The sequence below is a fragment of the Pseudomonas sp. FP2254 genome (assembly GCF_030687695.1).
Classification (GTDB): Bacteria; Pseudomonadota; Gammaproteobacteria; order Pseudomonadales; family Pseudomonadaceae; genus Aquipseudomonas; species Aquipseudomonas quebecensis.
In genome coordinates, this window is record NZ_CP117444.1 from 5159282 (window position 1) to 5172559 (window position 13278).

13 protein-coding genes are annotated in these 13278 nt (G+C 60.8%); 4 read left to right on the forward strand and 9 right to left on the reverse strand.

Features of this window, described 5'->3' with window-relative positions; all coding sequences use genetic code 11:
* Nucleotides 1–34: 34 nt before the first annotated feature.
* Together PSH94_RS23805 and yccS are read left to right on the forward strand one after the other, a co-directional pair.
* Nucleotides 35–1213, forward strand: coding sequence for an NAD(P)/FAD-dependent oxidoreductase (locus PSH94_RS23805; RefSeq protein WP_253509670.1), 1179 nt, complete (start codon nt 35–37; stop codon nt 1211–1213).
* Between the two features lie 154 nt (nt 1214–1367).
* Nucleotides 1368–3551 (forward strand): YccS family putative transporter, encoded by a 2184-nt coding sequence (gene yccS / locus PSH94_RS23810; RefSeq protein WP_305435912.1) that lies wholly within the window; start codon nt 1368–1370, stop codon nt 3549–3551.
* 3 nt (nt 3552–3554) lie between these two features.
* Here yccS and PSH94_RS23815 read toward each other — a convergent pair whose 3' ends face one another.
* Entirely contained in the window at nt 3555–4292 is a 738-nt protein-coding gene (locus PSH94_RS23815; RefSeq protein WP_181080691.1) for an ABC transporter substrate-binding protein, read from the reverse strand.
* A 190-nt stretch (nt 4293–4482) separates the two neighbouring features.
* Here PSH94_RS23815 and PSH94_RS23820 point away from each other — a divergent pair, with 190 nt between their 5' ends.
* Nucleotides 4483–4953 (forward strand): GNAT family N-acetyltransferase, encoded by a 471-nt coding sequence (locus PSH94_RS23820; RefSeq protein WP_181080690.1) that lies wholly within the window; start codon nt 4483–4485, stop codon nt 4951–4953.
* On the opposite strand, the gene PSH94_RS23825 is transcribed toward PSH94_RS23820, so the two are convergent.
* Genes PSH94_RS23825 through PSH94_RS23835 form a run of 3 tightly spaced genes read right to left on the reverse strand, consistent with a single transcriptional unit; the run spans nt 4944 to nt 7907 of the window.
* On the reverse strand, nt 4944–5240 hold the full coding sequence (locus PSH94_RS23825; RefSeq protein WP_181080689.1) for a helix-turn-helix domain-containing protein: 297 nt from the start codon (nt 5238–5240) through the stop codon (nt 4944–4946). The genes PSH94_RS23820 and PSH94_RS23825 overlap by 10 nt on opposite strands.
* A 19-nt stretch (nt 5241–5259) precedes the next feature.
* Nucleotides 5260–5760, reverse strand: a complete 501-nt coding sequence (locus PSH94_RS23830; protein WP_181080688.1) for a M48 family metallopeptidase — start codon at nt 5758–5760, stop codon at nt 5260–5262.
* A gap of 41 nt (nt 5761–5801) precedes the next feature.
* Complete coding sequence (locus PSH94_RS23835; protein WP_181080687.1) at nt 5802–7907, reverse strand: bifunctional diguanylate cyclase/phosphodiesterase; 2106 nt, start codon at nt 7905–7907, stop codon at nt 5802–5804.
* Nucleotides 7908–8219: 312 nt separating this feature from the next.
* On the opposite strand from PSH94_RS23835, the gene PSH94_RS23840 reads away from it, so the two are divergent.
* Nucleotides 8220–8885 carry a polysaccharide lyase family 7 protein gene (locus PSH94_RS23840; protein WP_181080686.1) on the forward strand — a complete coding sequence of 222 codons (666 nt, stop codon included), beginning with the start codon at nt 8220–8222 and terminating at the stop codon, nt 8883–8885.
* Nucleotides 8886–9022: 137 nt separating this feature from the next.
* On the opposite strand, the gene fba is transcribed toward PSH94_RS23840, so the two are convergent.
* From fba to epd, 5 genes are all read right to left on the reverse strand, one after another.
* Nucleotides 9023–10087 carry a class II fructose-bisphosphate aldolase gene (gene fba / locus PSH94_RS23845; RefSeq protein WP_003177554.1) on the reverse strand — a complete coding sequence of 355 codons (1065 nt, stop codon included), beginning with the start codon at nt 10085–10087 and terminating at the stop codon, nt 9023–9025.
* Between the two features lie 233 nt (nt 10088–10320).
* Nucleotides 10321–10653, reverse strand: a complete 333-nt coding sequence (locus tag PSH94_RS23850) for an MliC family protein (RefSeq protein ID WP_181080683.1) — start codon at nt 10651–10653, stop codon at nt 10321–10323.
* Between the two features lie 60 nt (nt 10654–10713).
* On the reverse strand, nt 10714–10941 hold the full coding sequence (locus PSH94_RS23855; RefSeq protein WP_181080682.1) for a hypothetical protein: 228 nt from the start codon (nt 10939–10941) through the stop codon (nt 10714–10716).
* A 29-nt stretch (nt 10942–10970) separates the two neighbouring features.
* A complete protein-coding gene (locus PSH94_RS23860) occupies nt 10971–12134 on the reverse strand; it encodes a phosphoglycerate kinase (protein ID WP_253509676.1) in 1164 nt (387 codons plus the stop codon).
* A 17-nt stretch (nt 12135–12151) separates the two neighbouring features.
* The gene (gene epd / locus PSH94_RS23865; protein ID WP_181080680.1) at nt 12152–13207 is read right to left on the reverse strand and encodes an erythrose-4-phosphate dehydrogenase; all 1056 of its coding nucleotides are present in this window, start codon (nt 13205–13207) and stop codon (nt 12152–12154) included.
* Nucleotides 13208–13278 lie beyond the last annotated feature (71 nt).

Consider the following 13278-nt stretch of genomic DNA (forward strand, 5'->3'; position numbering starts at 1 on the left):
TGCATTTCAGACCCGTATTTGTGAGGACATTGCTGTGCGCTCGACCGAAGTTGTGATCATTGGCGCCGGCGCCGCAGGCTTGATGTGCGCACTGACCGCCGCCGGGCGTGGGCGCAAGGTGATGCTGATCGATCATGCGAACAAGGCCGGCAAAAAGATCCTGATGTCCGGTGGTGGCCGCTGCAATTTCACCAATATGTACACCGAGCCGGCCAATTTTCTCTCGCACAACGCACATTTCTGCAAATCCGCCCTGGCTCGCTACACCCAGTGGGATTTCATCGGCCTGGTGGCCAAGCACGGCGTGCCGTACCACGAGAAGAAGCTCGGCCAGCTGTTCTGCGATAACAAATCCAGCGACATCCTCGGCATGCTGCTCGATGAGTGCATCCAGACCGGCGTGAGCCTGCACCTGGACACCTCCATCCAGGAAATCGCCAGGCTCGACAGCGGTTATCAGTTGCAGACCACCCTCGGTGAGCTGCGCTGTGAATCCCTGGTAATCGCCACCGGCGGCCTGTCGATCCCAACCCTGGGCGCCACCGGGTTCGGCTATCAGGTGGCCAGGCAATTCGGTCATGAACTGCTGCCGACCCGCGCCGGATTGGTGCCGTTCACCATCACCGACCAGCTCAAGGCACTGTGTACCGAGTTGTCCGGCACTTCTGTGGACTGCGTGGCCAGCTGCAACGGCCAGAGTTTTCGCGAGAACCTGCTGTTTACTCATCGCGGCCTGAGCGGGCCGGCGATCCTGCAGATTTCCTCGTACTGGGAGCCGGGCGACACGGTCGAGATCAACCTGCTGCCCGACCACGACGCCCACACCTGGCTGCAACAACAACAGGTCGAACGGCCGAACAGCGAGTTGAAAACGCTGCTGGGCGAGATCTTCACCAAGAAAATGGCCACCCTGCTGGCGGACACCTGGTTCGCGTCCAAGCCGATGAAGCAATACACCCATGCCGAAGTCGCCGACATTGCGCAGAAGTTGTCGAGCTGGCAGCTGGTGCCCGCCGGCACCGAGGGCTATCGCACCGCCGAGGTGACGCTGGGCGGTGTAGACACGCGGGAAGTCTCGTCCAAGACCATGGAGTCGCTGAAAAGCCCGGGGCTGTACTTTATTGGGGAAGTGCTGGATGTGACCGGGCATTTGGGCGGGTTTAACTTCCAGTGGGCATGGGCATCGGGCTACGCCGCCGCGCAATACGTCTGACGAGACCGGATCAACAATGTGTAAGGGTGCTTGCCCCCTCCCCATTTTGTAGTGTGCCTGGGGAATAATTTGCTGTGAGATGTGATCACCACGCTTGCCGTGGCGTCCTTACTGCCTCAATTTAGCGGCATCGTCCCGGAAGACCCCAGCCTTCATGTCATCGACCTCGTTCAAGCAGTCCATGCGGCGCCTATGGGCGCTGGATAAATTCAGCTATAGCGTTCGGGTATTCATCGCCCTCACCGGCAGCATGGCGCTGTGCTGGTATCAGGATGAAATGACCCTGCTGATCCCGCTGTTCCTGGGGATTATCGCCAGCGCCCTGGCCGAGACCGACGACAGCTGCCAAGGGCGCCTCAATGCCCTGGCGGTGACGCTGGTGTGCTTCAGCATCGCCGCGCTGTCGGTGGAATTGCTGTTTCCCTACCCTTGGTTGTTCGCGATTGCCCTGGCGCTGGCGAGCTTCTGCCTGACCATGCTCGGCGCCCTTGGCGAGCGTTACGGCGCGATTGCCTCGGCGACGCTGATTCTGTCGGTCTACACCATGATCGGCGTGGACCAGCGTGGTGGCGCGGTGTCGGACTTCTGGCACGAACCGCTGCTGCTGGTGGCCGGCGCCGCTTGGTATGGCGCGTTGTCGGTGCTGTGGCAGGTGTTGTTTTCCAACCAGCCGGTGCAACAGAGCCTGGCGCGCTTGTTCCGCGAGTTGGGGCGTTACCTCAAGCTCAAATCGTCGCTGTTCGAACCGATCCGCCAATTGGATGTAGAAGCCCGTCGTCTGGAACTGGCCCAGCAGAACGGTCGCGTAGTCGCTGCGCTGAATGCGGCCAAGGAAATCATCCTGCACCGCGTGGGCAATGGTCGCCCGGGTTCGAAGGTCAGCCGCTATCTGAAGCTGTACTTTCTGGCCCAGGACATCCACGAGCGCGCCAGTTCTTCGCACTATCCCTACAACGCCCTGGCCGAAGCGTTTTTCCACAGCGACGTGCTGTTCCGCTGCCAGCGCCTGTTACGCCAGCAAGGCAAGGCCTGCCAGGCCCTCGCTGAGTCGATCCAATTGCGCCAGCCGTTCGTCTACGACGACAGTTTTGCCGAAGCCCTCGGTGACCTGAACGCCTCCCTGGAACACCTGCGCATCCAGAGCAACCCGGCCTGGCGGGGCCTGCTGCGCTCGTTGCGCGCCCTGGCGGCCAACCTGTCGACCCTCGACCGCCTGCTCGGCGACGCCAGCAACCCTGACGCCCTGGCCGATGCCACCGACAGCAACCTGCTCGATCGCGCCCCGCGCAACCTCAAGGAAATGTGGACGCGGCTGCGTACTCAACTGACCCCGACCTCGTTGCTGTTTCGCCACGCATTGCGCCTGTCGTTGGCGCTGACCGTCGGCTACGGCACCTTGCACGCGATTCACGCGTCCCAGGGTTATTGGATCATCCTCACCACTCTGTTCGTGTGCCAGCCCAACTATGGCGCCACACGGCGCAAGCTTGGCCAACGGATCGTCGGCACCGCCATCGGCCTGACCGTGGCCTGGGCGCTGTTCGACCTGTTCCCCAGCCCGCTGGTGCAATCGATGTTCGCCATCGCCGCCGGCCTGGTGTTCTTTATCAACCGTACCACCCGCTATACCCTGGCCACCGCGGCGATCACGCTGATGGTGCTGTTCTGCTTCAACCAGGTGGGCGATGGCTACGGATTATTCCTGCCACGGCTGTTCGATACCCTGCTTGGCAGTCTGATCGCGGGCCTGGCGGTGTTCCTGTTCCTGCCGGACTGGCAGGGCCGGCGTCTGAACAAAGTGCTGGCCAACACCCTGACCTGCAACAGCATCTACCTGCGGCAGATCATGCAGCAGTACGCCGCCGGCAAGAGCGACGACCTGGCCTATCGCCTGGCCAGGCGCAACGCGCACAACGCCGATGCGGCGCTGTCCACCACCTTGGCCAACATGCTGATGGAGCCGGGGCACTTTCGCAAAGAAGCCGACGTAGGCTTTCGCTTTCTGGTGCTGTCGCACACCTTGCTCAGCTATTTGTCGGGGCTTGGCGCGCACCGTGACACGCAACTGCCCGCCGAAGTGCGTGAACACCTGATCGACGGCGCCGGCAATAGCCTGGCGGCGAGCATTGATGAAATCGCCACGGGGCTGGCGAACAAGCAGCCGATTGCGATTCAGAGCGATGCCGAGGAGGCCTTGGCGGCGGACCTGGAGCAAATGCCGGATGAGATCGACGAAGGGCAGCGCTTGGTGCAAACGCAGCTGGCGCTGATTTGTCGGCAATTGGGGCCGCTGCGCACATTGGCCGCGCATTTGATCAAGGACACTCGCGCGGCTTAGGCCTTACATGCCATGGGCCTTCATTAATCGCTCGTAACTGCCATCGGCCTTCATCCTGGCTATCTCCCGGTCAAAGCCCGCTACGATCTGTGCATGTTCGGGGTGCTTGAGGCTGACCAGAATGTGCAGGCTGTTTTCAGTCAGCGGCTTGGGCAGGAACTCTATGGCATTGCGCACCCGGGGTGATTCACGGGCCAGGTAATAGCGCGCGACATACTCGTCCTCCACCGTCAGCCGCACTCGCTGCGCCGCCAGCATGCGCACGGCCATGGCGAAGTTATGCACCGGCACTTTCTGCAGCTGCGTGTCCCCGTCGAACGCCGCGGAGTAGGCATAACCGCGCACCACCGCGATGGGCTCGTCATGCAGTTGCTCAAGCGTCTGGTAATCGATGGGGTCGTCGCGGCGCTTGATGAAGCGCACGCGGTTGAGCAGGTATTCGTTGGAGAATTCTCCCAGCTGTGTACGCGCCTCGTCGTACCAGGCATTGATCAGCACGTCATAACGCCCATCGCCTATGCCCATCAACGCACGCGCCCAGGGCACCTGTTCGAAATCACTGGCGTACCCGGCGCGGGCCAGGGCGGTGGTGACGATGTCGGTGGCCAGTCCGCCGTTGATCAGCGTGGCATCGGTAAAGGGTGGCCAGGCGTCCGCGACCAGGCGCAGACGCTGTGCAAACGCCGGTTGAGCCAGCAGCAACACTCCAATTAAAGCAACGGCACGAGACAATCGCGGCATGCTCAAAATCCTTGGCGGGCTTAGCTCAGGCAAGACCTGAGGTGTTAACAGTAGCTCAGATTACACAAAGAAACGGCTGGGGCACGCACTCAATAGTGGCTAATTGACCTCGCCCTCAACAATAGACCATTTAGACAGAGCCGCCCGCCGCGCTTACTATCAAGCACAGACATTCGAGCGAGAACACACCATGACTGTTGATTGGGTCTGCAAGCACCATAATGACCTGGGCAAGGAGCAGCTTTACGCCATCCTGCGGTTGCGTAACGAAGTGTTCGTGGTTGAGCAGAAATGCGTCTACCAGGACATCGATGACCAGGACCTGAGCGGTGACACCTACCACCTGATGGGCTGGCGGGACGATAAGCTGGTGGCCTACCTGCGCCTGCTGGACCCGGAGTCCCAGGGCGGCGATGTGGTAATCGGCCGTGTGATTATCGCCCCACTGGCGCGGGGCACCGGGTTAGGCCATCGGATGATGGAAGAAACCCTCAAGCAGATTGACGATATCTGGCCTGAAACCCCGATCTTTCTGTCAGCCCAGGCGCACTTACAGGGTTACTACGGGCGGTACGGGTTCGTGGTGGCGGGAGAGGAATACCTGGAGGACGACATTCCTCATATCGGCATGCGGCGCACCGGAGAAAGCCCTCAGGGATAACCCAGCACGCGCTTGATCGACGCCAGGTTGGCCTCGATCCAGCGCCGATCAATCGCGCCCCAGTTACGAATCCGATAGCACCCGGCATGGTTACGCGCGCCATCCTCCTGCTCGAACTCACACACAATATCCAGGTCGGCGAGCGCCGCTATCGTATCCTGGGCCGTGCGCCGGGGCATGCCGGTCGCGTCGGTCAGCGCCGGTACGTTGCTGGCCTGGCCGCTGTCGATCAGGTAGGCGACGTAGAGGCGACGGTAGAAACTGCTTTTGGTCTTGCTCACATCCATGGTCATTGGCCTTGTGCGGTCAGGGTTTGCCCAGCAGGTCGCGATACGTGAGGTAGACCCGCAGGTCGAATTCCACCTGATGGTAGTCCGGCATCATGTATTGGCAGAGTTTATAGAACGCCTTGTTGTGGTCCGATTCTTTGAAGTGCGCCAGTTCATGCACCACGATCATGCGCAGAAATTCCGGTGCGGCCTCTTTGAACAAGGCGGCGATGCGGATTTCTTTCTTGGCCTTGAGGTTGCCGCCCTGCACCCTTGAAATCGTGGTGTGCAGGCCGAGGGCGCGGTGGGTCAGGTCCAGGCGGTTATCGAACAGGACCTTGTCGATGGCCGGCGCGTTGCGCAGGTGTTCCTGCTTCAAGGCCAGCGCGTAGGCGTACAAGGCCTTGTCGCTCTGCACCGCGTGGCGCTCGGGATAACGCTGCTCCAGATAATTGCCCAACTGGTCAGTGGCGATCATCTGACGCACTTGCTCCTGTAGTGCAACCGGGTAGGCCTGGAGGTATTTCAGCGCGGTCATGAGGGTCTGCAACAAGATTTGAAGGGCGCCAGTGTACCAATTCAACGTGCGCGGGTGCGGGACCAGTCGGCGACATCCTCGGCTATCAACGGCTGCGCCGCCCATGGCCCCTGGATAAACGTGCAGCCCTGGGCTTTGAGCCATTGGGCCTGCTCCTGGGTTTCCACACCTTCGGCCACCACCAGCACCTCGAAATGCCCGCACAACTCGATAATGCTGCGCGCCATTGCCGCGTCCCGTGCCGAGCCCGGCAGACGCGCCACCAATTTGGGGTCGAGCTTCAAGGTGTCAAATTCCAGATCACGCAGGTGCGCCAGGGAACACTGGCCGGAACCAAAGTCATCCAGGGCGATACGCACACCAATGCGGCGCAGCAACTTAAGCTGTTTGATGGCCTCCTCACGGTTACTCATCAGGCAGTCCTCCCCGATTTCCACCTCCAACTGCCGCCCTTGCAAGCCGTAGCGCTCCAGCATCTGCTGCAGTTGGTTGGCCAGGTTGGGCATATTGAACTGGCTGCTGCTCAGACTCACACTCAGCACCAGCTCCTCGTCGAAGGTGGTGTGCCAGGCCTGGCGCTGTGCGGCGACCTGCTGGTAGATCCAGATGCTCAATTGGCTGATCAGCCGCGCCTCTTCCAGCAGCGGCAGGAAAAGCCCCGGCGGCACGTCGCCGACACTTGGGTGCTGCCAACGCAACAACGCCTCGACGCCGCGCAGACGCCCGTCCTCCAACGACACCTGCGGTTGGTAGACCAGGATGAATTCTTTGTTTTCAATGGCCGTGCGCACGCTGTCTTCAAGCATCAGCCGCGAGCGAGCCCGGCCGTTCATTTCCTGGTCGAAATAGCGATATTGCTGACGCCCGGCGCGCTTGGCTTCGTACATTGCAATATCAGCGGCGCGCAGCAGACCATTCAAATCCGAGCCGCAGTCAGGAAACGTGGCGATACCAATACTCACGCCGAGCATCACATCCAAACCGTCGACCTGTTGGCAGACTGACACCCGTTCGATCAGTTTTTCCGAAATTTTCGCCGCCTGCTCAGGGAAGTCCAGCTCCAGCAATGCGGTAAATTCATCGCCGCCCATGCGTCCGACAATGTCGTAGGAACGCAGGCAACCTTGCAGTTGTTCCGATACCCAGCGCAGTACCCGGTCGCCCGCGTCATGGCCCAGGGAGTCGTTGACCCGCTTGAAGCCGTCGAGGTCCAGGTACAGCAGCACCAGGGATTGCTCGACGCGCTCGCTGCGCGACAGGGTGCTTTCCACGGCCTGGTAGAACCCACGACGGTTGAGCAGGCCGGTGAGCGGGTCGGTAACGGCCTGGAACTCCAGTTGCTGGTGCAGGTGGCGCACTTCAGACATATCCAGCACGGTCACCACCATAGCCTTCTGCTCGGACGGCAATGGGGCGCAGGACAACGCCACGGGCACCTGCTGCCCGCGGCCGGTGCGCAGCATGGCGTCGTGCAGGCGCCAGGTCTGGCCGGTGCGATAACCGGCGTACATCTGCGAATCCAACCAGCTGGGCACGTGGGGCTTTTGCAAAAAGCTCAGGAACGTCTGGCCCTGCAATTCGTTGAGCGTCGCATTGAGTAAGCGCGAAATGGCCGGATTGGCGTACTGGATCACGCCTTCTTCGCCCACCACCAGGATGCCTTCGGCGGCGTTGTCGAGCACCGAGGCGTTGAACGCGCGAGCCGACTCCAAGTCATGGCTCAGGCGCTGCAAGGCGCGGCGATTACGCTGGTGCTCCAGCAGTGCCTGGACCTTGGGCTTGAGAATATGCGGGTCGAACGGCTTGAACAGGTAATCAATGGCGCCACTGGCGTAGCCTTCCAGCACGGCGGCGGGCGATTGGGCGTTGGCGCTCAGAAAGATGATCGGGGTCATGCGGGTGCGCTGGCTGCCGCGCATCAGGCGGGCGACTTCAAAGCCATCCATGCCCGGCATCATCACGTCCAGCAATACCAGGTCCACATCGTGCTGCAGCAGCAACTCCAGGGCTTCCACACCGGAAGCGGCGGTTACCACATGCCAATCCTCACGCTGCAAAAGCGCACGCATGCTGATCAGGTTTTCCGGGTAGTCGTCGACCACCAGAAGAACCGAACTGCCATCGCCGTGGTGTGGAGCGCATTCCATGCTACGTCTCTTCCTTAGATCGCTGCTCCGGTCATTTCTGAGAGAAAACCCGGACAAACACTGAGGCCTCACTCTAGCCCCGGTTCTGGAAAAGCAGAAGTAACCTCGGTGCCATCATTGCGCCAAATTTCAGGAAGCCGACTAACGGTCAGTGCCTGCAACCCACGGTTCATGGGCAACATGGCTTTTTGGCATTCATTTGGCGCCAATAAATTGCCAGCAATTGTTTAACAATCCGCTGCACAGCACCTATAAAGAACCTGACTGGCCCTGAGGGCCATAGCCTACACCCTTCTGTAAAAGGCCTACGCCATGATTGACCTCTCCACTTGGAACCTGAGCATTCCCGTCGGCTCGCCCCCCGCGACCATCGACACGCCTAAACTGCTTAGCGGCTTCAAGGACCAATACTTCCAGGCCGAAGGCAGCAACGTGCAATTCTGGACACCCGTCACCGGCACGCGCACCGAGAACGCGATCTACCCCCGCAGCGAATTGCGCGAAACCTACGCCGACGGCCGCTTGCGCAACTGGACCTACCCCGACGCCGACAATTTTCTGCGCGCCACCCTGGCCGTCAACCAGGTGCCCTCCAGCGGCAAGATCGTCATTGGCCAGATTCACGCGTATGACAGCCAGAAACCGCTGATCAAGCTCGAGTACCAATTCAAGGAAAAGACCCAGACCGGCAACATCGTCGCCAAAGTGCGCATGCGCCCGGATGAGGACGAAAGCCGCGTGATCACCGTCGCCTCCAACGTGCCGTTGGACAAGAGCTTTACCTACGTAATCAACCTCAACAAGGCCGGATTACTCAGCGTGTATGCCGCCGATGGCGAATGGAACGAACGCATCGGCGCGGCATGGGGCGCCAAACCGCTGTACTTCAAGGCCGGCGCCTATGTGCAGGACAACAGCGGGGACAGCAAGGAAGGCGCGAAGGTGACGTTCGACAAGCTGGATATTGATCATGAGTGAGCGCCGCCTCATTCACTTAGCGGGTGACGGCCACACCGAACTAGGGCGCCAGCCTCCTCCCACATTTTGACCGCATCGCACGTTCACAGCACAAAAAAGCCCGCATCGCTGCGGGCTTCTTTTGTAACGCCTGAGGCTTAGTTCACCTTAGCGTTCAACTCACCTTTCAAATAACGCTGGTACATCGCCTCCAACGAGATCGGCTTGATCTTCGATGCATTGCCGGCCGTGCCGAATGCTTCATAACGAGCGATACACACGTCACGCATGGCGGTCACGGTGGCGCCGAAGAATTTGCGTGGGTCGAATTCGCTCGGGTTGGTGGCCATCAGGCGGCGCATGGCACCGGTGGACGCCAGGCGCAGGTCGGTGTCGATGTTGACCTTACGCACGCCGTACTTGATGCCTTCGACGATTTCTTCAACCGGTACGCCGTAGGTTTCCTTGATGTCGCCGCCGTACTGGTTGATGATCGCCAGCCATTCTTGCGGTACCGAGGACGAACCGTGCATCACCAGGTGGGTGTTGGGGATGCGCTTGTGGATTTCCTTGATGCGGTCGATGGCCAGTACGTCGCCGGTCGGTGGCTTGGTGAACTTGTAGGCGCCGTGGCTGGTGCCGATGGCGATGGCCAGGGCGTCCACCTGGGTTTTCTTCACAAAGTCGGCAGCCTCTTCCGGGTCGGTCAGCATCTGGCTGTGATCCAGCACGCCCTCGGCACCGATGCCGTCTTCTTCACCGGCCATGCCGGTTTCCAGGGAACCCAGGCAGCCCAGCTCGCCTTCAACCGAAACGCCGCAGGCGTGGGCCATGGCCACGGTTTGTTGGGTGACGCGGACGTTGTATTCGTAGTCGGTCGGAGTCTTGCCGTCTTCGCCGAGGGAGCCGTCCATCATCACCGAGCTGAAGCCCAGTTGAATGGAGCGCTGGCATACGTCAGGGCTGGTGCCGTGGTCCTGGTGCATGCACACCGGGATGTGTGGGAATTCTTCGATAGCGGCGAGGATCAGGTGACGCAGGAACGGGGCACCGGCGTATTTGCGCGCACCGGCCGAAGCCTGGACGATCACGGGGGAGTCGGTCTTGTCAGCGGCTTCCATGATGGCGCGCATCTGCTCAAGGTTGTTGACGTTAAAGGCTGGGACGCCATAGCCGAACTCGGCTGCGTGGTCCAGCATTTGACGCATGCTGATAAGTGCCATTGTGTTGTCTCTCCCGGTCGAGGGTCGTTAATCGTGCAAGCCTGCCGTAGCGGCGACTGCTATTCAAGTTATTGCAGGCCAGGTTTTACATACCTGGCCTGCTGAATCGTTATTGCAAGTGTGGGAGGGGGCTTGCCCCCGATGACAGCCTGGCAGTGATGAATCTGTTGACTGATCCACCGCTATCGGGGGCAAGCCCCCTCCCACATTTGGATCTCATCAAATTTGAAATCTCATTGGGCCTTGCAGCCACGCCCGATCAAATCGTCGGTGGCGACCCAGTAAACCAAGCCTTCCTCACCTTTTGTGTGAAACGCCAACTGGTCGTTGCTGTACAGCACGCCCGAGGCGGCAACGTCCTGTTTAAGGCGGTAGACCTGGTCCGAGCCGCCGAGGCGCACATCCACCTCGCTGCGGGCCGCATTGGCAAAGCGCCAGTTGACCTCGGCCTTGCTGTCGCAGGTCCAGGTGGTCCACTTATCGGCAGGTTCTGCCTTATTGAACATGTTCATGCTGCTGCAACCCGCCAACAGAGCCAGTGCCGCCAGGGCGAAAACGCCTTTCATTGCCAATCCTCGAACGCGACCCAAGGGCCGCGACTGCTGTCGGTTAGTTGATCAGACCCGTCAAGGGCAACCCTGTTCCTGACCGTTGGGCGCGGAGTCGTATTTCTCCAGCCGCTCGTTGCCGATGCGCTTGTTGATCACCGGCATGGTTTCGGCCTGCCAGTCAGCCTGGTAGCAGCCCTGTTTCTGCTGCGCCGCAGGCTGTTCGGGCGCCGATACCGCAGTGGGCGCGCTGCCGCACCCGCCCAACAGGCCCGCCGCGAACACCAGTGCCAATGACTTGATCATGGGAATGCTCCTTTTCCGGATCACGCGTTTCAGCCTTTGGCTCGGCTTTCCAGCACTTCCACGGCCGGCAGCACTTTACCTTCGACGAATTCGAGGAAAGCGCCACCACCGGTAGAAATGTAGGAGATCTGCTCGGCCACGCCATATTTGTCGATGGCAGCCAGGGTGTCGCCGCCGCCGGCGATGGAGAATGCCGAGCTGTCGGCGATGGCCTTGGCCAGCACTTTGGTGCCGTTGCCGAACTGGTCGAATTCGAACACGCCGACCGGGCCGTTCCACAGAATGGTCTGCGACGCTTTCAACAGTTCAGCGAAATTGGCCGCAGTCTGCGGGCCGATATCCAGGATCATGTCGTCGGCAGCCACGTCAGCGATCAGCTTGACGGTGGCTTCGGCGCTTTCGGCGAATTCCTTGGCCACCACCACATCCACCGGCAACGGCACGCTGACTTTGGCGGCGATGGCACGGGCGGTGTCGAGCAGGTCCGGCTCGTACAGCGACTTGCCCACCGGATGACCGGCGGCAGCCAGGAACGTGTTGGCAATACCGCCGCCGACGATCAGTTGGTTGCAGATCTGGCTGAGGCTGTTGAGCACGTCAAGCTTGGTCGACACCTTGGAGCCGGCGACGATGGCCGCCATCGGTTGTGCCGGCGCGCCTAGGGCCTTGCCCAGCGCGTCCAGTTCAGCAGCCAGCAGTGGGCCGGCAGCGGCGACCTTGGCGAACTTGGCCACGCCGTGGGTCGAACCTTCGGCGCGGTGAGCGGTGCCGAATGCGTCCATCACGAACACATCGCACAGGCCAGCATATTGCTGGGCCAGTTCGTCGCTGTTCTTTTTCTCGCCTTTGTTAAAGCGCACGTTTTCGAACAGCACGATGTCGCCGGCCTTCACGTCCACGCCATTCAAGTAGTCAGCCACCAGCGGCACGTCACGGCCCAGGGCCTTGCTCAGGTAGTCGGCTACCGGCTTGAGGCTGTTTTCGGCGGAGAACTCACCTTCGGTCGGGCGACCCAGGTGGGAGCAGACCATCACGGCCGCGCCTTTTTCCAGGGCCAGCTTGATGGTCGGCAGCGAGGCCAGGATTCGCGCATCGCTGGTGACAACACCGTCCTTGACGGGGACGTTGAGGTCTTCGCGAATCAGTACGCGCTTACCTTGCAGATCGAGGTCGGTCATCTTCAACACGGTCATGGGTCGCAGTTCCTGAATTACTGTTGAGGTTGTTTGGAGGCCACTTGCAGATAGTGTTCTGCAACGTCCAGCATTCGGTTGGCAAAGCCCCACTCGTTGTCGAACCAGGCCAGGATATTCACCAGCCTGGGGCCGGAAACACGGGTCTGGCTGGCATCGACAATCGCCGAATGCGGGTCATGGTTGAAATCGCAACTGGCGTGAGGCAATTCGGTGTAGGCCAGCAAGCCTTTGAGCGGGCCGCGGGTGGCGGCGTCGCGCAGGATCCGGTTGACCTCCACGGCATCGGTGTCGCTGACGGTTTGCATGGTGATGTCCAGGCAGGACACGTTCACCGTCGGCACACGTACGGCTTTGGCCTGAATTCGCCCGGCAAGTTCCGGCAACAAGCGTTCGATGCCGCGTGCCAGGCCGGTGGACACCGGAATCACCGACTGGAACGCCGAACGCGTGCGACGCAGGTCTTCGTGGTGGTAGGCGTCGATCACCGGCTGGTCGTTCATTGCCGAGTGAATCGTGGTGATCGACACGTAATCCAGGCCGATCGCCTGATCCAGCAGGCGCAACAGCGGCACGCTGCAGTTGGTGGTGCAGGAGGCGTTGGACACCAGCCGCTCATCGCCGCTCAGGCAATCCTGGTTGATGCCATAGACGATGGTGGCGTCGACATCCGCCTCGCTGGCCATCGGCTGGGAAAACAGCACACGTGGCGCGCCGGCGTCGAGAAAACGCTGGCCATCGGCACGGGTGTTATAAGCACCGGAGCATTCCAACACCAGGTCGACGCCCAGCGCCGCCCAGTCGATGCCCTCGGGGGTGGCACTGCGCAGCACTTTCACGCAGTTGCCGTTGATATGCAGACAATCGCCGTCGACCCGCACTTCGCCGGGGAATCGGCCATGGGTGGAGTCAAAGCGTGTCAGGTATTCGATGCTGGCCATGTCCGCCAGATCATTGATCGCAACGATTTCAAACCCGGCTGCCGCCCCTCGCTCGAACAGAGCACGCAAGACGCAACGACCAATGCGGCCGTAGCCGTTGAGTGCAACTTTGTAGGGACGCAGTTCGGGCATGGGGTTCTCGGTCAAGGTTAGTTCGGTGTTGAACGTTCTGACGCCATCGCGGGCAAGCCCCCTCCCACATC

What these genes read in the sequence shown, in the direction of transcription:
- PSH94_RS23855 (WP_181080682.1), bottom strand. Translation starts at nt 10,941, where the DNA reads ATGATCAAGTCATTGGCACTGGTGTTCGCGGCGGGCCTGTTGGGCGGG.
- yccS (WP_305435912.1), top strand. Translation starts at nt 1,368, where the DNA reads ATGTCATCGACCTCGTTCAAGCAGTCCATGCGGCGCCTATGGGCGCTG.
- PSH94_RS23860 (WP_253509676.1), bottom strand. Translation starts at nt 12,134, where the DNA reads ATGACCGTGTTGAAGATGACCGACCTCGATCTGCAAGGTAAGCGCGTA.
- PSH94_RS23820 (WP_181080690.1), top strand. Translation starts at nt 4,483, where the DNA reads ATGACTGTTGATTGGGTCTGCAAGCACCATAATGACCTGGGCAAGGAG.
- PSH94_RS23840 (WP_181080686.1), top strand. Translation starts at nt 8,220, where the DNA reads ATGATTGACCTCTCCACTTGGAACCTGAGCATTCCCGTCGGCTCGCCC.
- PSH94_RS23850 (WP_181080683.1), bottom strand. Translation starts at nt 10,653, where the DNA reads ATGAAAGGCGTTTTCGCCCTGGCGGCACTGGCTCTGTTGGCGGGTTGC.
- PSH94_RS23815 (WP_181080691.1), bottom strand. Translation starts at nt 4,292, where the DNA reads ATGCCGCGATTGTCTCGTGCCGTTGCTTTAATTGGAGTGTTGCTGCTG.
- epd (WP_181080680.1), bottom strand. Translation starts at nt 13,207, where the DNA reads ATGCCCGAACTGCGTCCCTACAAAGTTGCACTCAACGGCTACGGCCGC.
- fba (WP_003177554.1), bottom strand. Translation starts at nt 10,087, where the DNA reads ATGGCACTTATCAGCATGCGTCAAATGCTGGACCACGCAGCCGAGTTC.
- PSH94_RS23830 (WP_181080688.1), bottom strand. Translation starts at nt 5,760, where the DNA reads ATGACCGCGCTGAAATACCTCCAGGCCTACCCGGTTGCACTACAGGAG.
- PSH94_RS23825 (WP_181080689.1), bottom strand. Translation starts at nt 5,240, where the DNA reads ATGGATGTGAGCAAGACCAAAAGCAGTTTCTACCGTCGCCTCTACGTC.
- PSH94_RS23835 (WP_181080687.1), bottom strand. Translation starts at nt 7,907, where the DNA reads ATGGAATGCGCTCCACACCACGGCGATGGCAGTTCGGTTCTTCTGGTG.